This window comes from Umezawaea tangerina, assembly GCF_003002815.1.
GTDB classification, from domain to species: domain Bacteria; phylum Actinomycetota; class Actinomycetes; order Mycobacteriales; family Pseudonocardiaceae; genus Umezawaea; species Umezawaea tangerina.
This window is the reverse complement of sequence record NZ_PVTF01000001.1, coordinates 146,458-172,341: the sequence shown is the minus strand read 5'-3', so window position 1 is coordinate 172,341 and position 25,884 is coordinate 146,458. Positions and strand designations below refer to the sequence as shown.

Annotated in this window: 26 protein-coding genes and 1 pseudogene; 10 read left to right on the top strand and 17 right to left on the bottom strand. The window is 69.5% G+C overall.

Translation table 11 applies throughout. The features are described from left to right. Positions 1 to 236: 236 nt before the first annotated feature. From CLV43_RS00765 to dnaA, 5 genes are all read right to left on the bottom strand, one after another. Positions 237 to 818: a DciA family protein gene (locus CLV43_RS00765; protein ID WP_425445726.1), complete on the bottom strand. Its 582-nt coding sequence runs from the start codon at positions 816 to 818 to the stop codon at positions 237 to 239. 58 nt (positions 819 to 876) lie between these two features. Continuing rightward, complete coding sequence (gene recF, locus CLV43_RS00760) at positions 877 to 2,028, bottom strand: DNA replication/repair protein RecF (RefSeq protein WP_106185003.1); 1,152 nt, start codon at positions 2,026 to 2,028, stop codon at positions 877 to 879. 8 nt (positions 2,029 to 2,036) lie between these two features. Then, positions 2,037 to 2,951, bottom strand: a complete 915-nt coding sequence (gnd, locus tag CLV43_RS00755) for a phosphogluconate dehydrogenase (NAD(+)-dependent, decarboxylating) (RefSeq protein ID WP_106185002.1) — start codon at positions 2,949 to 2,951, stop codon at positions 2,037 to 2,039. A 30-nt stretch (positions 2,952 to 2,981) separates the two neighbouring features. Continuing rightward, positions 2,982 to 4,121 (bottom strand): DNA polymerase III subunit beta, encoded by a 1,140-nt coding sequence (gene dnaN, locus CLV43_RS00750; protein ID WP_106185001.1) that lies wholly within the window; start codon positions 4,119 to 4,121, stop codon positions 2,982 to 2,984. A gap of 1,046 nt (positions 4,122 to 5,167) precedes the next feature. Beyond that, a complete protein-coding gene (dnaA, locus tag CLV43_RS00745) occupies positions 5,168 to 6,811 on the bottom strand; it encodes a chromosomal replication initiator protein DnaA (protein ID WP_106185000.1) in 1,644 nt (547 codons plus the stop codon). Between the two features lie 461 nt (positions 6,812 to 7,272). Here dnaA and rpmH point away from each other — a divergent pair, with 461 nt between their 5' ends. The 6 genes and pseudogenes from rpmH to CLV43_RS00715 form a co-directional block, all read left to right on the top strand. After that, entirely contained in the window at positions 7,273 to 7,416 is a 144-nt protein-coding gene (gene rpmH / locus CLV43_RS00740; protein ID WP_106184999.1) for a 50S ribosomal protein L34, read from the top strand. A gap of 13 nt (positions 7,417 to 7,429) precedes the next feature. Further along, entirely contained in the window at positions 7,430 to 7,804 is a 375-nt protein-coding gene (gene rnpA, locus CLV43_RS00735) for a ribonuclease P protein component (RefSeq protein WP_106184998.1), read from the top strand. Then, positions 7,801 to 8,082, top strand: coding sequence for a membrane protein insertion efficiency factor YidD (yidD, locus tag CLV43_RS00730; RefSeq protein ID WP_106184997.1), 282 nt, complete (start codon positions 7,801 to 7,803; stop codon positions 8,080 to 8,082). The genes rnpA and yidD overlap by 4 nt, the downstream gene beginning before the upstream one ends. Before the next feature lie 4 nt (positions 8,083 to 8,086). Next, a complete protein-coding gene (gene yidC / locus CLV43_RS00725) occupies positions 8,087 to 9,208 on the top strand; it encodes a membrane protein insertase YidC (RefSeq protein WP_106184996.1) in 1,122 nt (373 codons plus the stop codon). A gap of 29 nt (positions 9,209 to 9,237) precedes the next feature. Beyond that, positions 9,238 to 9,798, top strand: a complete 561-nt coding sequence (locus tag CLV43_RS00720) for a Jag family protein (protein ID WP_211304187.1) — start codon at positions 9,238 to 9,240, stop codon at positions 9,796 to 9,798. 141 nt (positions 9,799 to 9,939) lie between these two features. Further along, positions 9,940 to 10,284: pseudogene (locus CLV43_RS00715) on the top strand (integrase core domain-containing protein); the annotation flags it as partial. Between the two features lie 54 nt (positions 10,285 to 10,338). On the opposite strand, the gene CLV43_RS00710 reads toward CLV43_RS00715, so the two are convergent. Continuing rightward, positions 10,339 to 10,761 (bottom strand): protein-tyrosine phosphatase family protein, encoded by a 423-nt coding sequence (locus tag CLV43_RS00710; protein ID WP_211304185.1) that lies wholly within the window; start codon positions 10,759 to 10,761, stop codon positions 10,339 to 10,341. A 252-nt stretch (positions 10,762 to 11,013) separates the two neighbouring features. Between CLV43_RS00710 and rsmG the strand changes: the two genes are divergently transcribed. The 3 genes from rsmG to CLV43_RS00695 all read left to right on the top strand — a co-directional run bounded on the left by rsmG (position 11,014) and on the right by CLV43_RS00695 (position 13,711). Beyond that, positions 11,014 to 11,679, top strand: a complete 666-nt coding sequence (rsmG, locus tag CLV43_RS00705) for a 16S rRNA (guanine(527)-N(7))-methyltransferase RsmG (RefSeq protein ID WP_245886048.1) — start codon at positions 11,014 to 11,016, stop codon at positions 11,677 to 11,679. Positions 11,680 to 11,816: 137 nt separating this feature from the next. After that, positions 11,817 to 12,728 (top strand): ParA family protein, encoded by a 912-nt coding sequence (locus CLV43_RS00700; RefSeq protein ID WP_106185888.1) that lies wholly within the window; start codon positions 11,817 to 11,819, stop codon positions 12,726 to 12,728. Further along, positions 12,725 to 13,711, top strand: a complete 987-nt coding sequence (locus tag CLV43_RS00695; RefSeq protein ID WP_106184993.1) for a ParB/RepB/Spo0J family partition protein — start codon at positions 12,725 to 12,727, stop codon at positions 13,709 to 13,711. The genes CLV43_RS00700 and CLV43_RS00695 overlap by 4 nt, the downstream gene beginning before the upstream one ends. A gap of 98 nt (positions 13,712 to 13,809) precedes the next feature. On the opposite strand, the gene CLV43_RS00690 is transcribed toward CLV43_RS00695, so the two are convergent. Together CLV43_RS00690 and CLV43_RS00685 are read right to left on the bottom strand one after the other, a co-directional pair. Then, positions 13,810 to 14,757 (bottom strand): D-alanine--D-alanine ligase family protein, encoded by a 948-nt coding sequence (locus CLV43_RS00690; RefSeq protein WP_106184992.1) that lies wholly within the window; start codon positions 14,755 to 14,757, stop codon positions 13,810 to 13,812. A gap of 114 nt (positions 14,758 to 14,871) precedes the next feature. After that, complete coding sequence (locus tag CLV43_RS00685; protein WP_245886047.1) at positions 14,872 to 16,188, bottom strand: aminotransferase-like domain-containing protein; 1,317 nt, start codon at positions 16,186 to 16,188, stop codon at positions 14,872 to 14,874. Between the two features lie 154 nt (positions 16,189 to 16,342). Between CLV43_RS00685 and CLV43_RS00680 the strand changes: the two genes are divergently transcribed. Then, positions 16,343 to 16,987: a GNAT family N-acetyltransferase gene (locus CLV43_RS00680; RefSeq protein WP_106185886.1), complete on the top strand. Its 645-nt coding sequence runs from the start codon at positions 16,343 to 16,345 to the stop codon at positions 16,985 to 16,987. On the opposite strand, the gene CLV43_RS00675 is transcribed toward CLV43_RS00680, so the two are convergent. The 9 genes from CLV43_RS00675 to murJ form a co-directional block, all read right to left on the bottom strand. After that, a complete protein-coding gene (locus tag CLV43_RS00675; protein ID WP_245886157.1) occupies positions 16,984 to 17,205 on the bottom strand; it encodes a DUF397 domain-containing protein in 222 nt (73 codons plus the stop codon). The genes CLV43_RS00680 and CLV43_RS00675 overlap by 4 nt on opposite strands. Then, positions 17,132 to 18,094, bottom strand: coding sequence for a helix-turn-helix domain-containing protein (locus CLV43_RS00670; protein ID WP_106184990.1), 963 nt, complete (start codon positions 18,092 to 18,094; stop codon positions 17,132 to 17,134). Before CLV43_RS00670 ends, CLV43_RS00675 begins: the two co-directional genes overlap by 74 nt. 94 nt (positions 18,095 to 18,188) lie before the next feature. Beyond that, positions 18,189 to 19,322, bottom strand: coding sequence for an N-acetylmuramoyl-L-alanine amidase (locus tag CLV43_RS00665; RefSeq protein WP_106184989.1), 1,134 nt, complete (start codon positions 19,320 to 19,322; stop codon positions 18,189 to 18,191). Between the two features lie 203 nt (positions 19,323 to 19,525). Then, positions 19,526 to 19,855 (bottom strand): thioredoxin, encoded by a 330-nt coding sequence (gene trxA, locus CLV43_RS00660; RefSeq protein ID WP_106184988.1) that lies wholly within the window; start codon positions 19,853 to 19,855, stop codon positions 19,526 to 19,528. Between the two features lie 50 nt (positions 19,856 to 19,905). Beyond that, positions 19,906 to 20,904 (bottom strand): thioredoxin-disulfide reductase, encoded by a 999-nt coding sequence (gene trxB / locus CLV43_RS00655; protein WP_106184987.1) that lies wholly within the window; start codon positions 20,902 to 20,904, stop codon positions 19,906 to 19,908. 135 nt (positions 20,905 to 21,039) lie between these two features. Beyond that, positions 21,040 to 21,813: a hypothetical protein gene (locus CLV43_RS00650; protein WP_146174599.1), complete on the bottom strand. Its 774-nt coding sequence runs from the start codon at positions 21,811 to 21,813 to the stop codon at positions 21,040 to 21,042. Beyond that, entirely contained in the window at positions 21,810 to 22,427 is a 618-nt protein-coding gene (gene sigM / locus CLV43_RS00645; RefSeq protein ID WP_106184985.1) for an RNA polymerase sigma factor SigM, read from the bottom strand. The genes CLV43_RS00650 and sigM overlap by 4 nt, the downstream gene beginning before the upstream one ends. Positions 22,428 to 22,627: 200 nt before the next feature. Further along, entirely contained in the window at positions 22,628 to 24,172 is a 1,545-nt protein-coding gene (locus CLV43_RS00640; RefSeq protein ID WP_245886046.1) for a protein kinase family protein, read from the bottom strand. 86 nt (positions 24,173 to 24,258) lie between these two features. Next, entirely contained in the window at positions 24,259 to 25,878 is a 1,620-nt protein-coding gene (gene murJ / locus CLV43_RS00635; protein WP_245886045.1) for a murein biosynthesis integral membrane protein MurJ, read from the bottom strand. Between the last annotated feature and the right edge of the window lie 6 nt (positions 25,879 to 25,884).

Genomic DNA, 25,884 nt, shown 5'->3' with positions numbered 1-25,884 from the left:
GGCCTGGTGTCTCCTCGACATGAAGCGACAGGACGTCGCCGAGCGGCGACGCTGATGGTCATGCTTACCCGTTATTCTACCGGTCGGATCGAGCCAGGATGCGCCAAGGACACCCCTGGTTTGCTCGCAGAGGCTCTCAACTTGACCCGGACGTGGCGATCGGCCGACCATGGGGGTCGAATCGGCTGGTGAGCGCTCAGTGCGCCACAGGATCGCCGCTGAACGATTATCGCGCCTCAGCCGTAGGTATCACGTGGGCCGCGCCCTGGAGCGTGCCTGGGGCCGAATCGCCAGTTGGGAGCCTGGGGACCTTGCACCTTCAGCTTCTTCACCACGCCGTCGCCGACCCCCGCCGCGATGCGCTTGATGAGCTCGCGCTGCAACAACCGCAGCTGCGTGGCCCATGCCGTGGAGTCCGCCTGCACCGTCAGCTCGCCGTCGCTCAGCGTGATCGGTTTGGCGTGTTCGGCGACGTCCTCGCCGACCAGCTTGGCCCACTTCCCGAACACGTTGCCGCCCGCGAGGCGTTCGGCCCACCCGTGGTCGGCCGCGACGCGCGAGGCCAGCCTGCCCAGCGGCTGGGGGTCCCGGTCGTCCGGGCCCGCTCCCGACCAGCGGCGTCGCTTCGACCGGTTCGCGCCACCCGTCGTCCGCCGTCCGCCCTGCTTGCCACGGGCCTTCGCCGAGGCGCGCGCCGCCTCCAGTGCCGCCCGCGCGAGGTCCGACCCCTTGAGGGTTTCACCGTCAGCTGGGGACAGAACACCCTCTGGAGTGACTCCGGCTGTGGATATGTCCGCATTTTGTGGCGAGTTATCCACACCATCCACAGGGTTGTCCCCAGTTGTGCGACTTGTCACACCCGTTCGAGGGACGTCCTCAGGCACTGTGCACCTCCCCGTGGCGGACCTCGAACCGAGCACCGTCGAGCTCTTCGGGAACGTCCTCCGCCACGGCCGCGGTGATGAGCACCTGCTCCGCGGCGGCCGCGACCTTGGCCAGCTGCCGTCGGCGGCCGCGGTCCAGCTCGGCGAACACGTCGTCCAGCACGAGGACCGGTTCGGCGCCGTCGCCCCGCAGCAGCTCGTAGCCGCCGAGGCGGAGCGCCAGCGCGAACGACCACGACTCTCCGTGACTGGCGTAACCCTTCGCAGGCAGTTCACCGAGGGCCAGTTCGAGCTCGTCGCGGTGCGGGCCGACCAGGCAGACGCCGCGGTCGATCTCCTGGGGGCGGACCCGGTGCAGCTCGGTGAGCATCGCGGCCTCCAGCGCTTCGCGGTCGGCGCGCGGTCCGTCCGGTCTGCCGAAGCCCTCGGGTTGCGACTCGCCGAGGCTCGACCGGTAGCCGATCCGCGCGGGGCGGGACTCCGGTGCCACTTCCGCGTAGGAGGCGGCGACGTGCGGTGCGATGTCCGCGACCAGGTCGAGCCGGGCCGCGAGCAGTTCGGCGCCGTGCTTGGCGAGGTGCCCGTCCCACACGTCGAGGGTGCTGATGTCACCGGACCGCCCGGCCCGGCGGGCGGCTCCCGCGGTCTTCAGCAGTGCGCCGCGCTGCTTGAGCACCCGTTCGTAGTCGCTGCGCACCCCGGCGTACCGGGGTGCGCGCGCCACGAGCATGTCGTCGAGGAACCTGCGGCGTTCGCCGGGGTCGCCGCGCACCAGCGCCAGGTCCTCCGGCGCGAACAGCACGGTGCGCAGGATGCCCAGCACGTCACGGGGGCGGGGCACCGGGCCGCGGTTGACCCGCGCCCGGTTGGCCTTGCCCGCCGTGATCTCCAGTTCGACCAGCAGTTCGCGGCCGTCGTTGACGACAGCGGTCCGCACGACCGCGCGGGGGCTGCCGTGCCGGATCAGCGGCAGGTCGGTGGCCACCCGGTGCGACCCGAGCGTGGCCACGTAGCCGAGCGCTTCGACCAGGTTCGTCTTGCCCTGGCCGTTCGGCCCGACCAGCACGCTGACCCCCGGCTCGAACGCCAGGTCCGCGCGCTCCCACGAGCGGAAGTCGCTGACCTGGAGGTGCCTGACGTACAACGGGGGTGTCAGCCCTGCGTGCTGCCGCTGCCGGACGACGGCCCGGCGGCGGTGACGGCGTGGCCACCGAACTGGTTGCGCAGTGCGGCGACCGCGCGCATGGCGGGCGAGTCGTCCTGACGGGAGGCGAACCGGGCGAACAGCGCGGCGGAGATCACCGGCGCGGGCACCGCGAGGTTGATCGCCTCCTCGACGGTCCACCGGCCTTCGCCGGAGTCCTCGACGTGGCCGCGCAGGTCGTCCAGCTCGGGGTCGGAGTCGAGCGCGCGGACCAGGAGGTCGAGCAGCCAGGACCGGACGACGGTGCCGCGCTGCCACGCCTTGATGGTCGCGGGCACGTTCTCCACGAGCTTGGACGCCTCGAGGAGCTCGAAGCCCTCCGCGTACGCCTGCATCAGGCCGTACTCGATGCCGTTGTGGATCATCTTCGCGAAGTGGCCCGCGCCGACGGTTCCCGCGTGCGCGAAGCCCTCCTCGCGCGGCCCCTCCGGGCGCAGCGCGTCGAAGATCGGCATCGCCAGCTCGACGTGCTCCGCGGCGCCGCCGACCATCAGGCCGTAGCCGTTGTCGAGGCCCCACACGCCACCGGACACGCCGGCGTCGAGGTAGCCGATCCCCTTGTCCGCCAACGCTTCGGCGTTCACCTTGTCGTCGGTGTAGCGGGAGTTGCCGCCGTCGATGACGAGGTCACCGGGGGCCAGCAGCCCGCCCAGCTCGGCGATCGTGTTACGGGTGATGTCGCCGGAGGGCACCATCACCCACACCACGCGCGGTGCTGCCAGCTTGTCGACCAGGTCGGCGAGCGAACTCGCGTCGGTGACCTCGGGGTTGCGGTCGTAACCGACAACCTCGTGGCCCGCGCGGCGAATCCGCTCGCGCATGTTGAAGCCCATCTTGCCGAGGCCCACAAGTCCGAGCTGCACGGTTCTAGCTCCCCTGTTTCGAGTTGACGTTTAGCCGGGCAGGCGTACGGGCATAAGCAGGTACAGGTAGCCCGGCGCCACGCCGCCATCATCATCGACCGGCTTCAACAGCGCTGGCCTGCTGGGGGTGGTGAAGGACAGGTGGGCCTTGGGAGTGCGCACGGCGTGCACGCCCTCCAGGAGGTACGTGGGGTTGAACGCGATCGTCACCGGCTCGCCGGTGTACTCGACCGGGAGCTCTTCCTCGGCGCTGCCCTCGTCGTCGCCACCGGCGGACAGGCGCAGGCCGCCGTCGACGAACTCCAGCCGCACCTGGGTGCCCCGCTCGGCGACCAGCGACACGCGCTTGATGGCCTGGACGAGGGAGTCGACCTCGATGATCGCCGCGGCCGAGTGCTCGCTCGGGAGGAGCTGGCGGTACTTGGGGAAGTCCGCGTCGAGGAGCCGGGTGGTGGTTCGCCTGCCGTTGCCGGACAGGCCCAGCAGCCCGTCGTTCGCCGCGAGCGACAGCTCGACCTTGTTGCCCGCCCCGCCGAGGGTCTTCGCCGCGTCGGCGAGCGTCTTCGCGGGGACCAGGACCGCGGTCTCGCTCAGGGTCTCGTTGGGCTCCCAGGCGAACTCGCGCATCGCCAGCCGGAAGCGGTCGGTCGCGACGAGGGTCAGCTTGCCCTCGCCGATCTCCAGCCGGACACCGGTCAGCATCGGGAGCGTGTCGTCCTTGCCCGCCGCGACGGCGACCTGGGCGACGGCCTCGCCGAAGATCTCGCCCGCCAGCTCACCCGCGAGCTGCGGCATGTTCGGCAGCGCGGGGTAGTCCTCGACCGGCATCGTCGGGAGGCTGAACTTGGCGCTGCCGCAAGTGATCGTCATCCGGGAGCCGTCGACCGCGATCTCGACCGGGTGGTTCGGCAGCGCCTTGGTGATGTCGGCGAGGAGGCGACCGGAGACGAGCGCCTTGCCGCCGTCGGCCACCGTGGCGGGCACGCCGACCGTCGCCGAGACCTCGTAGTCGAACCCGGAGACCGTGAGCGAGTCGCCACCGTCGCCGTCCGACGACCCGGCGTCGAGCATGACGCCACCGAGGACCGGAACGGGCGGCCTCGACGGCAGGCTGCGCGCGACCCAGGCCACGGCGTCGGCCAAGCCATCTCGCTCGACGCGGATCTTCATGAGCGTCCTTCCTCAAGTCGGCATGACCGACCGAGGGGACGGTCGGTCCAACGTGGCGGAGCGTTGGGGAGCTGTGTGGGGTGGGGAGCCGCTGGGAAGCGGACCGCGTTCGCCTCAGGTGGGTCGAGCTCGGCTCCAACCTCCTGGCGCAGTTGCTCCACCGTAGAGCGTCCGGAGCCTCCACGTCATCTCGGGGCGGCGAGTGCGGGAGCGCCGTCCGAGCGCTTGTCCCCGGGTTTCGCCACCCCCTGTTTTTCTTTTGTTCTTCTCTTCAAGAGAGAACAACAGCAGTAGTAGTAAGGGCTGTGGATTGTGTGGACAACAGCTGTCCTCGCAGGTCGGAGCCCCTTCGAACCTGTGGGCAACTGGGGGGTGCCACCCGGGGACAACTCGGGGCACCCGGGGACAACTCGTGGACTGCTCCGTTTGGTCCACAGGAAGGCCGACTTGTCCCCGGGTGCGTCCCCGGGTGCAGGTGCGGTTGTCCCCGGGTGCTGCACAGGGTCCGGAGCCGAAAACTCCCCCGTTCGGACAACTTTTCTGAGGTTGTACACAGGCCGATCCCGTTGGTCCACCAGAAAAGATGCCGCGACGGGCCGCCACCCCGACCCCTCGGCGGTGCTCGACGGCGGTCCGGAGTCGTGGTCCGGGGGCACTGCGAAAGGTCGCGGAGGGGTCCGCGGGTGCGGTTCGGGGGCCGCCGGGGTTTCTGGTCGGACGCGCGCCACGGGTCGGGGGCGTCTTCAGAACGAGGGCCGCGTCCGACGGGAGGGGCGCGGTAAGGGTCCCACGGGAACGGGCGCGCGGACCCCACCCGCCCGGTGATCCCGGCCGCCTTCGGCTCAGTACTCCTCGGCCGCCTTCGACTCAGTACTACTCAGTGCGCGGACCGGAACGCACCGAGCCGGTCGTTGCCCCCGCGCCTCCCGGACGGCCGACCCGCGACTCGGCTCGACCGCCGGAACCAGAACTGCCCACCCCCGCGCGGGGGTGGGCAGTGAGAAGAAGGGGGGCCGCGGACTCCCGGCAGCGGGAGCCGCCCACCACTAGATGGTGTGCCGGGACCTCTGCTTGATCCGGGACGTGAGCTCCTGGACCTGGTCGTAGATCCGGCGGCGCTCGGCCATCTCCTTGCGGATCTTCTTGTCCGCGTGCATCACCGTGGTGTGGTCGCGGCCGCCGAACGTCTGGCCGATCTTCGGCAGCGACAGGTCGGTCAGCTCGCGGCACAGGTACATGGAGATCTGCCGGGCGTTCGCAAGCGCTTTCGTCTTGCCCTTGCCGCACAGGTCGTCGATCGTCACGCCGAAGTACTCCGCCGTGACGGCCATGATCGTCGGCGCGGTCACCTCGGGCGCGTGCGAGTCCGGGATCAGGTCCCGCAGCACGATCTCCGCCAGCTGCACGTCGACCGGCTGCCGGTTGAGCGACGCGAACGCCGTCACCCGGATCAGCGCGCCCTCGAGCTCGCGGATGTTCCGCTCGATCCTGGCCGCGATGAACTCCAGCACCTCGGCGGGCGCGGCCAACCGGTCCTGCGCCGCCTTCTTGCGCAGGATCGCGATCCGGGTCTCCAGCTCGGGCGGCTGGATGTCGGTGATCAGGCCCCACTCGAACCGCGTCCGCAGCCGGTCCTCCAGCGTCTCCAGCCGCTTGGGCGGCCGGTCGGAGGACACGACGATCTGCTTGTTCGAGTTGTGCAGCGTGTTGAAGGTGTGGAAGAACTCCTCCTGGGTGCCTTCCTTGCCCTCCAGGAACTGGATGTCGTCGACGAGCAGCACGTCGATGTCCCGGTACCGGCGCTGGAAGGCGACCTTGCGGTCGTCCCGGAGCGAGTTGATGAAGTCGTTCGTGAACTCCTCGGTCGACACGTACCGCACCCGCATGCCGGGGAACAGCCGCTGGGCGTAGTGCCCGACCGCGTGCAGCAGGTGCGTCTTGCCGAGCCCGGACTCGCCCCAGATGAACAGCGGGTTGTACGCGCGGGCGGGCGCCTCGGCCACCGCGACCGCGGCCGCGTGGGCGAACCGGTTCGAGGCGCCGATCACGAAGGTGTCGAAGTTGTACTTCTCGTTCAGCCGGGTCTGCGACGTCGGCGGGTTCGCGGGCCGGGTGAACGGCGTGCCGCTGACCGGGGCGCTGCCGCTGAACGTCGGCCAGATCTCGTGGACGGTCGCGAGCGCCTCGCGGGCCTCGCGCTCCTCGTCCACCTCATCGCTGTCGGACTCGCCGTCGCCGTCCTCGCCGACGACGGGCATGCCCGGCATCGACATCTGCTGACCCGGCATGGCCGGACCCGGCATCGGCTGGCCGGGCATCTGCTGCCCCGGCATCGGCTGGTCGAGCAGCCCGATGGGCTGGCTGATCCCGTTGCCGCCGGGGACGCCGTGCGCGACCTGGATCGGGGTCGTCGGGGTGTTCACCGGCTCCGGCGAGTCGACCTTCACGGCGAGTGACACCGCCCGGCCGAGCCTGCGGGACAACGCGGCGGTGATCGGCTCGCGCAACGCGCGCTCGATCGCCTCCTTCGCGAAGTCGCTCGGCGCCGCCAGCAGCGCGGTCCCGTCGAGCAGACCGATGGGCCTGGTCACCCGCATCCAAGCTCGTTGCTGCGGGGACAAGGTGCTGGCGGCCAGTTCCGCGACCACCTGCTCCCACACAAGACCGAGATCGGTCTGGTGGTTGGACACCTCCGCGCTCCCCTCCCCTCGACGTGCTCCCCCGCGGAGCTACCCGCTTCACGGTGTGGACTCGGAGAATAGAGGCATCCACAGAGTTATCCACAACTGTGCACGAAGGTGCGTCGGGGCGCGGCGGGTACCGACGGCGGTATCAGCGCACCGTGCGGCCCGTTTCGGCGACATCCAGGTGCGCCTCGAAATCCGCGGAGCGTGCACGTTAACAAGCCGGAGCGCTCCTCACAAGGCGGTGCGCGCACCCGTCGACCGCCGGTGACCCGACGTGGCGGTGACCACCCCGATTTGAGAACAGGGCACCCGCCTGCGTACCGTAGGTTAAGTCTCCCGCGAGCGACGGGTGCGTTTGGCGCGCTCTTGCCGCGACCGTCCTGCCCAGGTGCCGGACGGCGCCGGATGTATCGGCTGGGGACACCCACAGACCTGCTTGGTAGTCAGCACCGGGAGATCCAGCCGTGAGCAAGGGTAAGCGCACCTTCCAGCCCAACAACCGCCGCCGCGCCAAGACGCACGGGTTCCGGCTGCGCATGCGCACCCGTGCCGGCCGGGCCATCCTCGCCGCGCGGCGCACCAAGGGCCGCGACCGCCTGTCCGCCTGACGACCGCAGCGCCGTGCTTCCCGCGGCCGCCCGGCTGACCCGCAGCCAGGACTTCGGCCTGGTGGTTCGCCGAGGCCGCCGTGCAGGACGGCCCCGGCTGGTCGTGCATGCCCTGATGCCGTCAGCGGGGCGGCAGACATCTACTGAATCGTCGGCGCGGCCCACCTTGGACATGTCCAAGGTGGGCTTCGTCGTGAGCAAAGCAGTGGGCAACTCGGTGGTCCGCCACCGGGTGAGCCGCAAGTTGCGCCACGTCGTCCGCGACCGGTTGGCGCTGTTGCCCGAAGGCACCTCGCTCGTCGTGCGCGCCCTGCCCGCCTCAGCCGAGGCGTCCAGCGCGGAGCTCGCGGGCGACTTCGACGCCGCCTTGCGCAGGCTGTTGCGATGACCGCCACGCAGTCGAGTCCACTGGCGCGGGTGCTGATCCTGCCGGTGCGGCTGTACCAGAGGTTCATCTCCCCCTACCTGCCACCGAGCTGTCGCTTCTACCCGAGTTGCAGTGTCTACGCGGTAGAGGCGTTGACCGTCCACGGTGCGCTGCGGGGCTCCTGGCTGACGCTTCGCCGGCTGGCCCGCTGCGGACCCTGGCACCCTGGAGGCCTGGACCCAGTTCCACCGAGGCGACCGAGCCAGGAACCGGTCCCCGACATCCCCGCCGAGGAGTAGCTCCGTGCTCAACTTCATCTACTACCCGGTGTCATTCATCCTCTGGTGTTGGCACTGGGTTTTCGGCCACGTCTTCGGTGAGTCCAGCGGAATCGCGTGGGCGCTGGCGGTGGTCTTCCTGGTCTTCACCCTCCGCGCACTGCTGTTCAAGCCGTTCGTCGGCCAGGTGCGCTCCATGCGGAAGATGCAGGAGTTCGCGCCCGAGCTGCAGAAGATCAAGAAGAAGTACGCGAACGACAAGCAGCGCCAGGCCGCGGAGATGCAGAAGCTGCAGTCCGAGCACGGCGTGAACCCGCTCGGCGGCTGCCTGCCGATGCTGGTCCAGATCCCGGTGTTCATCGGCCTGTTCCACGTGCTGCGCTCGTTCAAGCCCGGCTGGGGCGAGGTCTACTTCTTCGACGCCAAGGGCGTGGAGTCGTTCGTCCAGGCGAAGCTGTTCGGCGCGAACCTGTCGACGTTCATCACGATGCCCGCCGACCAGCTGGCCACGTTCCTCACCGAGCGCTCGTCGGTCATCATCGTCGCGATCCCCATGATGATCGTGGCGAGCATCGCGACCCACTTCACCGCGCGCCACTCGGTGGCCCGGCAGAAGCAGGCGGCGACGGACAACCCGCAGACCGCCATCATGAACAAGCTGACGCTCTACATCTTCCCGCTGGGCGTCCTCGTCGGTGGTCTCTTCTTCCCGATCGCGATCCTGCTCTACTGGCTGAGCAACAACGGCTGGACGCTCGCGCAGCAGCACTTCGTGTACCGGGCCATCGACCGCGAGGAGGAGACGAAGAAGGTCGAGGCGGTCAACGCCCGCTCCGCCCTCGCCCCCAAGCCCGGTGCCAAGCCCATCTCCCCCCGGCCCGGCCAGAAGCCCGCCCAGGTCCAGAAGCCCACCCCGGGCGTGCGCACCACCACGAGCGCCAAGGCCGCGGGCACCGCCAAGCCGGCAGGCAGCGCCAAGGCCAAGCGGCCCGTCTCCCCCACCCAGGGCACGCCTCCGGCGGTCGTCGAGTCGACGCCGAAGACGTCCGGGACCAACGGCGACGACCCCGCGGCCAACACCGAGATCCCCGGCCTGATCACAGGTCGATCCCCTGGCAAGAAGCAGGGCAACAAGAAGCGTCGTTGACCGGGCGCTTGCCCTGGAGAGGAGACATCGTGTCGGAGACGTTGCAGGCGGCCGAAGTGGACGCGACCGAGGTGGAGGCGGCTGAGGACACCGTCGAGGCTGAGCCGAAGACGCGTGGCAGTTCGGAGGACCTGCTCGTCCAGGAGGGCGACATCGCGGGCGACTACCTGGAGCGCCTGCTCGACCTGCTCGACTACGACGGCGACATCGACCTGGACGTCGAAGCGGGTCGGGCCATCGTCAGCATCGACGGCGGTGAGGACCTGGAGAAGCTCGTCGGCACCCGCGGCACCGTGCTCGAGTCGCTGCAGGAGCTGACCCGCCTGGCCGTCCAGCAGGAGACCGGCGTGCGCAGCAGGCTCATGCTGGACGTGGCGGGCTGGCGGGCGGGCCGCCGAGCCGAGCTCGCCGAACTCGGCCGCACCACGGCCGAGAAGGTGCTGTCCTCGGGTGAGCGCATCCGCCTCCACCCGATGACCCCGTTCGAGCGCAAGGTCGTCCACGACGCCGTGGCGGCCGTCGCGGGTGTGCACAGCGAGAGCGAGGGCGAGGAGCCCCAGCGCCGAGTGGTGATCCTGCCGCAGGCCTGACTCCGCCGTAACCCGAAGCGCGGCCCGCTCCCCCGTGGAGCGGGCCGCGCTTTTTTGTTGCCCGCGATCCGGGCGGCTCGGTCGGCCGGATCCACCGCAGCCGGCAACCGCTGCGGCGGTTCGCTCTTGAGACCAAGGTCCAGGGCGCAGACCTGCTTCACCGCCAACGGAATCATCGTCGCACGGGTGCTCACCGACAACGGGTCCTGCCACCGCCCCCACCTCTGGCGCGACACCCTCACGACCGCCGGGATCACCCACAAACGCACCCGCCCCTACCGGCCGCAGACCAACGGCAAGGTCGAACGCTGCAACCGCACCCTGCTCGACGAATGGGCCTGCGCCCGGCCGTGCCGGTCGGAGACCGAACGCCGCGGGGCGTTCCCGCGGTGGCTGCACGACTGCAATCACCACCGCGGTCACACCGCACTCGCAGGCCTCGCACCCGCCAGCCGTGTCCCTGACCTCTCAGGTCAGCACAGCTAGTCGGCACGTTTCACGTGAAACGCGTGACCGGTGGCGGGAGCCGGCCGTCGTGTTTCACGTGAAACGGATCCACTCGCGCTGCTCGTCGGTCTCGGGCACGGTCCGGCCGCGCGCCGCGGAGATGAGCCGCCACGCCTCGTCGGGCTCGACGCCGTCCAGGACGAGGAGGCCGGCTGCGAGCAACGAGGAGCGACCGACGCCGCCCCGGCAGTGGACGACGACGTTCGCTCCCCCGCGCAGCTCCGCCACGAGAGCGGTGAGCGCCGGGGTGACGGTGGCGCGGTCGGGGACGCCGAAGTCGTCGATCGGCAGCGAGCGGAACTCCATCCCGGCGGACTCGGCGGAGGAGCGCTCGTCGGTCAGGTCCAACAGCTCCTCCTCCCCTAGCGTCAGCGCGGAGACGAGGATGTCCACACCGGACGTCCTCAGTGCCGTCAGGAAGGCGGGGAGCTCGGCACCTCCGGGTGGATGCGCCATCGTGCTGAGTCGGCCTGGAAAGGTGCGGGTCGTCGGGTAGGTCACGGGTGGGTGCATGATTTGGCCCTCGTTTCACGTGAAACACCACTGATCTTCGTGCCGGCATTAGCGTGTCGGACGATTCATCCGCCATCATGTACAGCGGCAGTTTTCGCGGATTCTGCGGACGCCCACCTACCCACCACCCGGCCGCCACAACGTGGCCCGCGTGGTTTCACGTGAAACGTCACGGATGGAGACATGGTCGGAGACATGGAAGACCGCGCGAAGCGAGTCTTCGGCGACCACCTCGACCAAGCGGTCGCGTTCGCTCAACTGCTCACCGACCACGGGGTCGAGCGCGGACTGATCGGGCCACGCGAGGTCGAACGCCTGTGGGAACGCCACCTGCTCAACTCCGCGGTCATCGCGGAGCTGCTTCCGGAGAATTGTCGGGTGGTGGACGTAGGCTCGGGCGCGGGACTGCCGGGCATCCCCCTGGCGATCGCCCGGCCGGATCTGAAGCTCACCCTCCTGGAGCCGATGGCCCGCCGGGTGGCGTGGCTGGACGAGGTCGTGGAGACGTTGGACCTGTCGGTGACGGTGATCCGAGGTCGAGCTGAGGAGGCGTCCGTGCGGGAGCAGCTGTTCGACATCGACGTCGTGACAGCGCGCGCGGTGGCTCCGCTGGAACGGCTGGCGCGGTGGTGCATGCCGCTGCTGAAGCCGGGTGGCCAGCTGGTGGCTCTCAAGGGCGAGAGTGCGCTGGAGGAGATGGAGCGCGACGCCGAGGCGGTGCGCCGAGCCGGGGGTTCCCGGCAACGCGTGGTGTCCTGCGGCGCCGATGTACTCGAAGTGCCGACCACGGTCGTGCTCGTGGAACGTTCCGAGCTGAGTGGTCGTCGTGACGGAGCACGTCGACGAAGGAAGGATCGGTGAGCGTGTATCCGGATCCGGTAGCACGACCCGGCAACGAAGCTCTGCAGCCGCTGTTCCGGGCGGCTGATGTTCCACGTGAAACCGAGCGCCCGGCCGCTCCCGACGGCGCTGTCGGAGTCGACCAAGCGCTCCCCCCGATCACCACCCCGCAGACTGGAACGGCAGGAGACAGCGCCGTGTGGACACCGATCGCCGAAGAAGCCGCCCGCGCAACCCGCGTGCTGCACCCCGACAACCTCAAACTCCCCCGCCCCACGCGCCGCCGCATCCTGACCGTCGCCAACCAGAAGGGCGGCGTCGGCAAGACCACCAGCACGGTCAACCTCGCCGCCGGTCTGGCGATCGCCGGGCTCAAGGTCCTCGTCATCGACCTCGACCCGCAGGGCAACGCGAGCACCGCGTTGGCGATCGAGCACCGCTCCGGCACCCCCTCGGTGTACGAGGTGCTGATCGGTGAGATCTCGGTGTCGGAGGCCGCTCAGGTCAGCAACCAGTCCCCCAACCTCTACTGCGTGCCCGCGACGATCGACCTCGCAGGTGCCGAGATCGAGCTCGTCTCGATGGTGGCGCGCGAGTCGCGGCTGAAGGAGGCGCTGAGCCCGGAGGCGCTGGAGGGGATCGACCCGGACTACATCTTCATCGACTGCCCGCCGTCGCTCGGTCTGCTGACCGTCAACGCGATGGTCGCCGCGCAGGAGGTGCTGATCCCGATCCAGTGCGAGTACTACGCGCTGGAGGGGCTCGGGCAGCTGCTCCGCAACATCGAGCTGGTGCAGGCGCACCTGAACCCGACGCTGAACGTCTCGACCATCCTGCTCACCATGTACGACGGCCGGACCAAGCTGGCCGACCAGGTGACCAGCGAGGTGCGGGGCCACTTCGGCGACACGGTTCTGCGGACGGTCATCCCCCGTAGCGTGAAGGTGTCCGAGGCACCCGGATTCGCTCAGACGGTGCTCACCTACGATCCCGGCTCACGGGGTGCGATGAGCTACCTGGACGCAGCACGCGAGATCGCCGAGTTCGGCGCGAGGATGGGGTTGGCATGACGGAGCAGCGCAAGGGTGGACTCGGACGAGGGCTCGCCGCCTTGATTCCGAGCGGGCCGCCGCCGGGGTCCGGCCCAGTGCGGCCGCACGCCACGAACGGCAACGGCTCCGCCCCTGCGCGTTCCGACACCGACGTGGCGGACCACGGCGGCTCGGTCGCGGGTGCGGTGTACCGGGAGCTGCCGGTCAACGCGATCAAGACCAACCCGAAGCAGCCGCGGCACGTCTTCGACGAAGAGGCGCTCAACGAGCTCGAGCACTCGATCCGCGAGTTCGGCCTCATGCAGCCGATCGTCGTGCGCGAGCTCGGCGGGGACACCTACGAACTGGTCATGGGTGAGCGCCGTTGGCGCGCCACCCAGCAGGCCGGGCTGAAGACGATCCCGGCGATCGTGCGGCAGACGCACGACGACGTGATGCTTCGCGACGCCCTGCTGGAGAACATCCACCGGGTGCAGCTGAACCCGCTCGAAGAGGCGGCGGCGTACCAGCAGCTGCTCCAGGAGTTCGGCGTCACGCACGAGGAGCTGGCCGACAAGATCGGTCGCAGCCGCCCGGTCGTGACGAACACGATCCGCTTGCTGAAGCTCCCCCTCCCCGTGCAGCGGCGGGTGGCGGCGGGTGTCCTGTCGGCCGGGCACGCGCGCGCGTTGCTCGGGTTGGAGAACCCCGGCGCCCAGGAGGAGCTGGCGACGAAGATCGTCGCGGAGGGGATGTCGGTCCGCGCGACCGAGGAGGCGGTGACGCTCGCGAAGAACGCGGAGCCCGCCAAGGCGAAGGTGGTCCGCCGGAAGGCGATCCACGCGCCGGGTCTCCAAGATCTCGCCGAACGGCTCTCGGACAACTTCGACACCCGCGTGAAGGTCGAGTTGGGGCAGCGAAAAGGCCGGATCGTCGTCGAATTCGGGTCAGTTGACGATCTTGAACGGATCATCCAGCTGATGGCGCCAGAAGCGACAAATCGGACATCGTTGGAGGCCTAGGGTATCCCACCAGGTCGCTTTGTCACGGTGACGATTGCCCTCCGCGTTCGAAAGAACACGGAGGGCAATCGCATGTTCCACGTGAAACGACGCGAAAGTCAGCGTGAAACGGCGCGCTCGATGAGCCCGGCGTAGATCTCCCCGAGCGACTCGCCCGCCGCCTCGACCGCCATCGGCAGCAGCGAGGTCTCGGTCAGCCCCGGCGACACGTTCACTTCGAGGAACTGGACGGTGCCGTCGGCCGTCACGATCGCGTCGGTGCGCGACACGTCCCGCAGACCGAGCAGCCGGTGCGCGGCGACCGCCAGCTCCCCCACCGACTTGGCCGCGGCGGCGTCCAACCGGGCGGGCGCGTGGAAGTCGGTCAGCCCGGCGGTGTACCGCGAGGTGTAGTCGTAGATCTCGCCGTTCTCCGGAACGATCTCCACGGGCGGCAGCGCGTACGGACCGTCTGGTCCGTCGATGACGACGACCGCCACCTCCGTGCCCTCGATGTACTGCTCGGCCAGGACGGTCTCGCCGTACGCCAGGCAGCCCACCATCGCGGTCGGCAGCTCCGAGGCGTCCCGGACGACCTGGGCGCCCAGCGCGGACCCACCCTGGTCCGGCTTGAGCATCAGCGGCAGCCCGAGGCTGCGCACCATCGAGTCGAGCACCGGCTGCGCGCCGAGCTCCCGGAACGTCGCGTGCGGCAGCACCACCCACTCCGGCGTCGTCAGGCCCGCACGGGCCAGCTCGGCCTTCGCGATCGGCTTGTCCCACGCCCGGCGGCAGGCGCGCGAGTCCGTGCCGACGTACGGGACGCCGAACATCTCCAGGATCGCCTGCACCGACCCGTTCTCGCCCTCACCCCCGTGCAGGGCGACGACGACCGCGTCCGGCCGGTGCTCCTGCAACCGGGTCAGCAGACCGCGGTCGGTGTCCCACTCCTCCACCGTCACGCCGACCGAGCGCAACGCGGCCGACAGCCTGCGGCCGGACCGCAGCGACACCTCGCGCTCGTGCGACAGCCCACCGGCGAGTACCGCTACCCAACGCTCCGACACGACACATCTCCCCAACTCGACTACGGGTCCACTGGAAAACCAACGGGGCCATCCAGGTGCCGTCCGGTCGGACGATACGTGGATGGCCCCAGCGAAGAGCTTGCCGGACGCTCGCTAGGCGGTGTCCGGTGACGGGCTCTGCGGACCACCGACCTCGCGGCTGGTGGTCGGACCGAACGTGGCGTGCAGCTGGGCCTCGTCCTCCAGGACGTTGGCCAGCCGCCGGATGCCCTCGCGGATCCGCTCCGGCGTCGGGTAGCAGTACGAGATCCGCAGCTGCCTGCTGCCGAGCCGGTCCGCGTAGAACCCGGTGCCCGACGCGTACGCCACCCGCTGGGTGACCGCGCGCGGGAGCATCGCCTTGGTGTCGATGCCCTCCGGCACCGTCAGCCACACGTAGAACCCGCCGTCCGGCCGGTTCCACGAGCAGCCCTCGGGCATGTGCTGCTCCAGCGCCGAGATCGCCGCGTCCCGGCGTTCCCGGTAGGCCTCGCGGTAGATCTTGATCTGGCCCTTCCAGTCGTGCGTCGACAGGTACCGGGACACGATCATCTGGTTCAGCGTGGGCGGGCACAGCGTGGCCGACTCGGCGGCCAGGACGAGCTTCTCGCGCACGGCGTGCGGCGCGAGCACCCAGCCGACGCGCAGACCGGGCGCGAACGTCTTCGAGAACGACCCGAGGTACACGACGTTGTCCGGGTCGGTGGACCGCAGCGCCGGGTACGTCTGGCCGTCGAAGCCCAGGAGGCCGTACGGGTTGTCCTCGACGACCAGGACGCCCGCCTGGCGGCAGATCTCCAGGACCTCGGCGCGGCGGTTGACCGCCAGCGTCACGCCGGCGGGGTTGTGGAAGTTCGGGATCGTGTACAGGAACTTGACCCGCCGACCGGACCGCTCGACCGCGGCCAGCGCCTCGCGCAGCGCCTCCGGCACCAGCCCGTGCGCGTCCATGGCCACGTGCACGACCTGCGCCTGGTAGGCGGCGAACGAGCCGAGCGCGCCCACGTACGAGGGGCCTTCGGCCAGCACGACGTCACCGGGGTCGACGAAGATCCGGGTGACCATGTCCAGCCCCATCTGGGACCCGACCGTCACCACCACGTCGTCCGGGTGCGCGTTGATGCCCTCCAGGGCCATCACGTCGCAGATCTGCTCGCGCAGCTCGGGGAGCCCGTGCGCGGAGCCGTACTGGAGGGCGACCAGGCCGTCGGTGGCCATCATCTCGCCGACCTCGCGCGCCAGCCCGTCCAGCGGCAGTGCTGCCAGGTGCGGCATCCCACCCGCGAGGGACACCACCTCCGGCCGGCTGGCGACTGCGAAGAGTGCCCGGATCTCCGACGCCGTCATCCCCGCCGTGCGTGCCGCGTACCGGCGCACGTGGGGATCGAGACTTCTGGGGCCCTGCTTCGCGGGCTGTCCGGGACTGGTCACGGTGGACTCCTGCACTCGCGCTGGGAGTGATGATTACCTGCGGGTTGGTACCGGGCGAGTGTAACCGTCGTCCCGTTAGTGGCATCCGCCTTCCGGCATCGGTCTACGCCGCCTATCCTCGTGGAGGTTCCGAAAACTGGGTTTGGAGGTCGGGGTGTCGCGACGCGTTGTGGGCGTCACGCTTGACAACCTGGAGCACCTCTCGAAGCACAGCAGAACGTGCGTCTTCTGGGAGCTGGCCCCCCACTTGAAGGAGCAGGCCGAGGAGTACGGCGACACCGAGTTCGAGAAGGAAGCCTGGGTCTCCAGCGTCCTGCTCGAATGGGGTTCGTGCGGCCGCATCATCTACTGCGACGGCATCCCCGCGGGCTCGGCGTTCTACGCCCCGCCCGCCGCGGTCCCGCGCGCCATCGCCTTCCCCACGTCACCGGTCAGCGCCGACGCCGTGCTCATGACCTCGCTGGAGGTGCTGCCCGAGTTCCGCGGCGGCGGCCTCGGCCGGGTCCTGGTGCAGTCGGTCGCGAAGGACCTCACCAAGCGCGGTGTGAAGGCCATCGAGGCCTTCGGCGACAACCAGCCCGACCCGGACGCCCCCGGCTGCGTCATCCCGGCCGACTTCCTGCTCCAAGTGGGCTTCAAGACCGTCCGCCCCCACCACCGCTGGCCGAGGCTCCGCCTTGAGCTGCGGACCGCGCTGGGGTGGAAGGAAGACGTCGAGGCGGCGCTGGAACGGCTGCTCAACACCGTCACGGTGTCCACCGCCGAACCGAGCTTCCGGCCCGCTTCAGCCAAGATCTAGACGCGCGCCAGGAACAACCGCCACTGGACCAGTGGGAAAGCAAGCTCTGGTCCGGTGGTGTTCTTGGAGTCCCGCACAGCCACACCCACGGCCGGGAAAGCGACCTCGACGCAGGCACTGTTGCCACTGGTGCTGTAGGTGCTCTTACGCCATGCGATCTCGACGCAGTTGCTCTGCCCTTGGCCGCTGTAGGTGCTCTTGCGCCAGGTCGGCTCCATCGTCATCGCGGTCTCCTCGACGGTCGTAGAAGTCCGCCCAGCGAGCGAACACCGACCGCGATTGTTCCGCACTCAGCGCGAGATCTGCGAGTAGCTTCCGCTTGCGCTCGAACACCTTGATCGACCGCTCCTCCTCGCTGAAGACGGTCACCACATCCGTCTCGCTGTAGGCAACCGGTTTCACCGGCCTCGCGAAGGTCATCAAGGTGAAGGAGTGGACCAGGTGCGGGTGCCCAGTGCTGGCCAGGGGGATGACCCGAGGAGACAAGCGCTCCCACTCGCACATGAAGGCGAGCCGCATCATCTGGTCATGCATGATCCGGCCGTTGCCGACCACCGCCTGCAAGGCGATCTCATGGATGTAGAAGACCGACTCCGGAGATCTGACAACGCTGAGCATCGATTGGCGGTCCATCCGCGCGGCTAGATCGAATTCGTGCTCATCCGAGGTGGAGGTGCCGTCGGCGTTGGTCACCGCCCTGGCGTAGGCCTCCGTCTGCAACAGTCCGGGGATGATCATCGGCTCGTAGGTGCACATGGTCAGTGCAGCCCGCTCGTGGATGATCAGGCAGAGCAGGTTGTCCGAGAGCCGCCGGTCATGTTCCCGGAGGAAGTGGCCGATGTCCTGCTCAGCAGCTATTCGGTGGATGCGGGCTCGGGTCTGCGGATCCACTCCCAGCTTCCCGAGCAGGGTGCCGTAGTCCCAGTCGCTGGTCTGGCGCCAGCCGCGTTCCAGCTTGCTGAGCTTGCCCGGCGACCACCCCAGCTCCTCGGCGACCGTGGTCGCCTTGAGGTTCGCGCGCTTCCGGGCCAGGTGCAGCTCGTGCCCCAGCTCTCTGGTGCGCGCGGTCGTCATCCGTGCCAGGTGCTCTTCGCCCAGGTCTTCCATGGCGACCGAAACTAGTGCCCCTTGGAGCGGAAAACACTGGTCAGAGCTGTTTTCCACTCCAAGGGATCACCACGTCAAGAGATGTGCCCGGCGGTCAAAACTTGGAGAGCTCGCGCTTCATCAGGTCGTCCATGGTGAACGTGCCGGTGGGCTGGTCGTCCTTGCCCAGCAGGTACAGGCGCTTGACGGCGACCAGGATGCCCTCGGCGACGACGTCGCGGAAGGCGGGGTCGGCCAGGCGCCTGCGGTCCTGCTCGTTGGTCAGGTAGCCGACCTCGACCCGCACGGCCGTGCACCTGGTCATCCGGAGCACGTCCCAGGACTTGGGGTGGGTGCCGCAGTCCGGCATGCCCGTCCTGGCCGTGATCTCGCGCTGGATGAAGCCCGCGAGTGCCTCGCCGACCGTGGAGCTGGTGCCGTTGCCGGTGCCGTAGTGGAAGCTCGCGACACCGGAAGCCTTCGGGGAGGAGTTGCCGTCGGTGTGCAGGGAAAGGATCAGGTCCGCCCCCGCCTCGTTGGCGAACTTGGCCCGTTCGGCCTCGTCGGGGCAGTTCCCCGGCCCCCTGGTGAGCAGGGCCTCCATGCCCGTGGCGGCCATCTTGCCCTCCAGCCTGCGGGCCAGGTCGAGCATGAGCCTGGCCTCGTTCAGGTGGTCGACGACGACACCGAGGTCGTCACCGCCGTGGCCGGGATCGATGATGATCCGCTTCCCGGACAGCCTCGGACCGGCCTTGCGGACCCGCTCCTGCTCGCGCAGGAAGACCGGACGGCCGCCGCGGACCTTCGGCTGCAGCTGGCGCAGCGCGCGGACCGTGTTCGGCCCGCACATCCCGTCGATCGTCAGGCCGTAGTCGCGCTGGAAGCTGCGCAACGCCTGCTCGGTCTGCTGGCCGAACTCACCGTTGGCACGACCCGCGTCGTACCCCATCTCCAGCAGGCGCTCCTGCAACGCGAAGACGTCGTCACCCGTCACCGGCTGGGCGATCAGGTACGCCAACGGCCGGTCGCCGAGGCGGAAGGTCGCATCGCGCAGCGCACGATAGGTGGCCGGGCCGACGATGCCATCGGTGATGAGGCCCCGCTGCTGCTGGAAGGCACGCACGGCGTGCTCGACGGAGAGGTCGAACACCGGTGATGCCTGCGGATCCGACAGAAGACCGATCTTGGTCAGTGTGGACCTGATGTCGGCAACGTCCGGCCCGACATCCCCGCGGCGGAGTAGCAGCATGCACCCCTCGCTCGACTAGGGCGCCGACCGAGGTCGACGCTGACTTGAAGCCCCTATTGTGCCCTGCTCCGCCAGTAGCTCTACGCAGGGCTACTCGCAGTGGCCGATCGACCACGTTGGCGGACGGGCGTTCCTCCGAACGGACGTGGCCCGTCCGTCTTATCGAATGACGGACGGGCCACGTTATGCGTTGCAGGCCGATTTCAGGCAAGAACCTCGGAGAGGTCGTTCAGCAGAGCCGCCTTGGGCTTCGCGCCGACGATCTGCTTCACCGGGCGGCCGCCCTGGAAGAGGATCAGCGTCGGGACCGACATGATCTGGTAGTCGCGGGCGATGCCGGGGTTGGCGTCGATGTCGAGCTTCGCGACGGTGATCTTCTCGGCGTGCTCGGCCGCGATCTCCTCGAGGACGGGGGCAACCATCTTGCACGGGCCGCACCAGGTCGCCCAGAAGTCGACGAGAACCGGCTTCTCGCTGGTCAGGACGTCGTCGGCGAAGCTCTTGTCGGTCACGACCACTGTGTTGCCAGCCATGTAACTACTCCCTAACTCGGGTCGGACGTCGTACGCGGGGGGACGGACTGTCAGCTGGTGGTGACGGCCTCGGCGGCGGCGTACCCGCCACCGACCTGCTCCGACGCCAGTGCCGCGTGCTCCTCGCCGTGCTCGGCGAGCCAGCGCTCGGCGTCGATCGCCGCGGCGCAGCCGGAGCCGGACGCGGTGATGGCCTGGCGGTAGGTGCGGTCGACGAGGTCTCCGGCGGCGAACACGCCGTCGAGGTTCGTGTACGTGGTCGGAGCCTTGGTCCGCACGTACCCGTCCTCGTCGACGTCGACCTGGCCCCGCACGAGCTCGCTGCGCGGGTCGTGGCCGATCGCCATGAAGACACCCGTGAAGGGCTTCTCCGAGGTCTCACCGGTGACCGTGTCGGCCACCTTGACGCCGCTGACGGTGCCCTCGCCCAGCACTTCGAGGACCTCGGTGTTCAGCAGCCACTTGATCTTGTCGTTCGCGCGGGCGCGGTCCAGCATGATCCGCGACGAGCGGAACTCCTCGCGCCGGTGGATGATCGTCACCGACCGCGCGAACTTGGTCAGGAACGTCGCCTCCTCCATGGCCGAGTCACCGCCGCCGACGACGGCGATGTCCTGGTCGCGGAAGAAGAAGCCGTCGCAGGTCGCGCACGCGGACACGCCACGGCCGAGCAGCTCCTGCTCACCCGGCACGTGGAGGTAGCGGGCAGCCGCGCCCATCGCCAGCACGACGGCCTTCGCCGCGTACCGCACGCCGTTCGCGGTCACGTGCTTCACGTCGCCCGCCAGCTCGACCGACTCGACGTCCTCGGAGCGCAGCTCGGCGCCGAAGCGCTTCGCCTGCTCCCGCATCTGGTCCATGAGCTCGGGGCCCATGATGCCGTCGCGGAAGCCGGGGTAGTTCTCGACCTCGGTCGTCGTCATCAGGGCGCCGCCGTACTGGCTGCCCTCGAACACGAGTGGTTCGAGCTGGGCTCGTGCCGCGTACACCGCCGCGGTGTACCCGGCGGGCCCGGATCCCACGATGATCAGGTTCCGAACGTCCGACACCCTCGACCTCCGATTAAGTCGTCGCGTGGGGCCGGGACGGGATCCCGGCCGCGCACTCTGCTTCAACGCGATCGTAGGGGGCCGGAATTCCGGACCCCCGAGGTGAGGTTCGCTACTCCCGGACCAGCCGGTTCGCTAGGGCGTGACGGGCGAGTCGGCCAGCACTCCGTTGGGGTTGTCGGGGCCGCAGGTCTTCGGGTCGAGCACCACGATCCGGAACGTGCCGGGCTTCGGACCGCCGCCGGGCAGGATCGCCATCACGGCCGCCTTGTCGTCCAGCTGGATGGGGCTCACGCCGAGCGGTTTCGAGGCGGGGATTTTGCCGCCCTTGAGGCACCCTACGAGCGTCTCCTGGTTCTCCAGGGGCCCGTAGTTCTGCGCCTTGAGGACGTCGCCGATGACCGGGCCGAAGTTCTGCCCCGTCACGGCCAGCGGAGGCGCCGCGGTGGGCGCCGCCTGGCCGGGGGCCGCGCTGGTCTTGACCGGTGGCGCGGCCACGTCGCTGGTGTTCTTGTCGGCGCCGCCGGGCAGGGTCACCACGGCCACCCCGATCGCCGCGGCGGCCGCCACGAGCACGCTCGCGCCCCACCCGACCCGCTTGTTCTTGCGCTTGCGCGCGTCGTTCAGGCTGACGACCGGGGGCCGAGCCCCCTGAGCCTCGGCCGCGATGGCCGCGTCGATCCGCTCGGCCACGTCCCGCGGCATCGGGATCGGCGGCAACGACGACAGGTCGGCCAGGGTGGCGTCGAGCGCCTCCAGCACCGCCAGTGCCTCCGGGTCGGACTCGATCCGCGGCCGCAGCGCGGCCTCCGTCTCGGCGTCCAGCACACCCGCGTGCAAGTCGGCCAGCAGATCCACGGACCACGGCGGATCGATCGGCGTCCCCTGACGCCCATCACTGCCGCTCATCGTGCCTCCCGCTGACGTTGCTGCTGCACATTCACACCGTCATCTGGGACGTTCGCATCTGCACTTCGGTTCCGGAGGTGCCCCAGACTTTTGGCCAGCTTGGCCCGTCCACGAGCACACCTGCTCTTCACCGTGCCTTCGGCGATGCCCAGCATCTGGGCGGTTTCCGCCACTGAATAGCCCTCTACGTCGACGAGAACGATGGGTGCCCGCTGCTCTTCGGGCAACTCCGCGAGAGCTGCCGCGACCACGAGCCTGGTCTCCCGCTCGGCCATCTGGTCGCGCGGCGCCACCGGTTCGCCGGGGCCTGCCTCCGGTAACGGCACGGTCGGTCTCGTCTGCCGCCGTCTCATCCGGTCCAGGCACGCGTTGACCACGATCCGGTGCAGCCACGTCGTCACCTGCGACTCGGCCCGGAACGAGCCCGCCGCGCGGAACGCCGAGATGAACGCCTCCTGCAAGGCGTCGGCTGCCTCTTCCGGATCGCGCAACGTGCGCAACGCCACCGCCCACAACCGGTCCCGGTGTCGTCGCACGAGCTCCGGGAATGCGTGCGGGTCACCCGCGGCATGCGCCGTGATGAGATCTGCGTCCGTACTGGCTGCGGCCGTCACCTGATGAGCGTATCTAGCTCGCCCACACACTCCCCAGGGTGTCTCTACTCAGTGTTGATGGCCGCTGCTACGCAGACGGCGGGCGAGGCCGCCGGGGAGTCGGCAGTTCGGCCCCGATTTGTCGACGTCGGGGGACTTCGTCGCCCGGCGCCGAGAAATCGGGGCCGACCTACCGACGCGGCCTCGCGGGTGGGTCGGTGTTACTGCGCGCGGGTAAATACGAGTTCGCCGATTTCGCTTTGGTTGTCCTTGCCGCTGCCCGCGAGCTTGGTGATCCACACCAGGACGTGCTGGGTGGCGTCGTGGTCGTTGAGCTGGATCTGGGTCTGGCCCGCGGACAGGGTGGCGGTGGCGATGACCTTGGTCTCGTCGATGGGCGAGTCCTCGGCCGCGGCGATGCGGATCTCGACGACGGTGCCCGCGCTCTTGGACGTGATCGTGACCGAGGCCAGCTTCACCGGCTCGGCGAAGGAGGCCATGAGGCCGATGCCGGGCTTGAGGGTGGGGAACGGCTGGAAGTAGCTGTCGGTGTTCCAGGCGGTGTCGGGGTTGCTGTCGACGGCCCGGTTGGCGCGGTTGGCGTTGTCCGGGTTGTTGGTCACGTCGTACACGCCGACCGCGCCCGGCGCGATCGGCCCGGCGGGCACGGGGGCCGTGGGCGCCTGGCTCTGGCCCGGTGAGGTCGACTGGCCGATCACGACGGTCGGGCCGGTGTTGTGGGTCGGCTCGTCGCTGAAGAAGCCGACGATCTGGAACCCGAGCCACGCGATGACCGCGATCGTGGCGACGGCGAGCAGGGCGACGCTGACCATCAGCTTGCGCCGGTGGCCGCGGCCGCTGAGCGGCTTCTGCGTGGTCCACACCGCGCGGTCGCCGTCGTCGTCGTCGGAGATCGGGGCGATCAGCGCGGTCTGCGCCTCCTCCTCCGCGATCTGGTCCAGCACCTGGAGGATCGCGGCGCTGGTGCGGATGCCGCCCACGCTGGTGTCCTCGAGGCTGCGGACCGCGACCGACGACAGCTCGTGCGGCACGTACGGCTGCAACGTGCTGGGCGCGAGGACCGCGCCGTCCGGACCGGTCGGCGCCACGGGCACGCCCGAAGGCCCGCCCGGCAGCGCCCACTTGCCGGTGAGCAGCAGGTAGAGGATCGCGCCGAGGCCCTTGACGTCGTCGCGGGCGATGGCCTCCGGCCGGGCGCCGGGGAACGCGAGCCGCAGCCTGCCGTCCGGGGTGACCCGGATGCGCTGCGGGTGGTCCGCGCCCAGCACGAGGCCGGCGTGGTGCGCGCCCTCGATGGCGGCGCCGAGCGGTTCGAGCAGCCTGGTCGCCGCACCCGCGGGCAGCGGGCCCTCGGTGATCAGGTCCATCAGGTCGGTGCCCTGGGTCCACTCGGCCACGACGACGCCGAGCACCCCTTCCTCCATGCGGAGTCCGGAGCCGGGCGTCAGCACGTCGATCACCCTGGACACGCCGGGGTGGGTGAAGCTCGACGCGTGCATCGCGCGTTCGGTGGTCCGCCGCGCCCTGGCGACGGCCTGGATGTCGGAGAGGTCGCCCACCAGGATGGTCAGCGCCACGTCCCGGTTGAGCTGCCCGTCCCTGGCACGCCACAGCTGCGCGGCGCCGCGGTCGTCGGCTCCCGACTGCGCGAGCAGCCGGTAGCGGCCGTCGCCGAGCACCCCGCCGGGTACCAGCGAGGCGTTGTTCGCACCGGGGCTGTTCCCCAGTTTCGGCCCGCTACTCACGCGACCTTCCCCTGTCCGCGATCCCCCCAAGGCGTGTCCCTCAAGTGTCGTGACCGAGGGTACGGGACCGAGCTAGCACTCCGTGGTCATCGTCGCCGCACCAGACGGATGATCTTGTCCACTGCCGGCTTCATCTCGGGTACCCGGAACGCGGCGAGCAAACCGAAACTGAGCGGCAATCCGACAACGGTCTGGGAGACGATCTCCACCCAGGCCCCGATCCGCTCCGACTCGACGCCCAGCACCTTGTTCACGAGCATCGAGACGCCGACCCCCACCGCGCAGCCGATCGCCGAGGCGACCACGGTCAGGCACACCGTCCACAGGGTGAAACCGGTGCGCAGCCTGCCGAGCCGGATCCGCAGCCACACCTGGCCGACGACCGCGCCGACGACGAAGCTCAGCGACATGGCGATCGACACGCCGACCGCGAGCTTCTCCGACGGGGAGATCGCCAGGAACGCGTACAGCAGCCCGATCCGGACCACCACGATGATCGCCTGGATCAGCGTCGGCGTGCGGGCGTCCTTCATGGCGTAGAAGACCCGGAGCTGGAGCAGCGTGATCGCGTAGGGCACCAGGCCGAACGCCGACAGCGCGAGCGCCATGCCGATCCGGGTGCCGCCCTCCATGCCGGAGGCGCCGAGCGAGAACACGCCGATGCCGATCGCCAGGCCCGCGACGGTCAGCAGCGCGCTGAAAGGCATGAGCATGATCGACGACATCCGGTTGCCGAACGACAGGTCGCCGACGAGCCCGTCGGTGTCCTTCGCGGCCGCGGCCCGGCTCATCTTCGGCATCAGCGCGGTCAGCAGCGAGACACCGAGGACGCCGTAGGGCATCTGCGAGACCAGCCACTGGTAGTTGTAGGCGACCAGCGCGCCCTTGCCGTTGAGCGCCACCCTGGTCAGCACGAACATGCTCACCAGGCCGAGCCCGACGTAGAGCAGCACCCAGAAGCCGAGCGCGCCGAAGTCGGCGAGCCGCCGGTCCCAGCCCCAGCGCCACTTGAACTTGAAGCCGGTGCGCTTCATCGCGGGCACCATGATCAGCGCCTGGAGCGCGACACCGGCCATCGTCCCCAGACCGAGCACGAGGAGCTTCGTGCTGCCCATCTCGACCGGGTTCAGCGAGATCTGGCCGGGCAGCAGCCAGTAGATCCCCAGCGTGAGGATGACGACCACGTTGTTCAGCACCGGCGCCCACGTGGGCAGGCCGAACACGCCCTTGGTGTTCAGGATCGCGCCGATCAGCGCGGACATGCCGTAGAAGATGATGCCCGGCAGGACCAGGTAGGCGAACGCCGTGACCAGCGCCGGGTTCGCCTTCTCGGAACCGCTGGTCAGCGCCGAGGTGAGCAGCGGGGCGCAGGCGACCGCGACGATGGTGCCGACACCGAGCAGGACCGCCGACATCGTCACCAGCCACTGCGCGTACGACTCGCCGCCGTCCGGGTCCTCCTTCTCGGCCCTGACCAGCAGCGGGATCGCGACGCTCGTGAGCACGCCGCCGAGCAGCAGCTCGTTGATCATCGTCGGCAGCGTGGTCGCCGCCTGGTAGGAGTCGTTGAGGACGTCCGAACCGATGATCGCGATCAGCATCAGCTTGGACAGCAGGCCCGAGACCCGGCTGACGATCGTGGCGATCGCCATCGACCCGCTGGCCTTGGCCACGGAGGGGCCGGTGGACACCGGTTCGATTACCACTGTTGC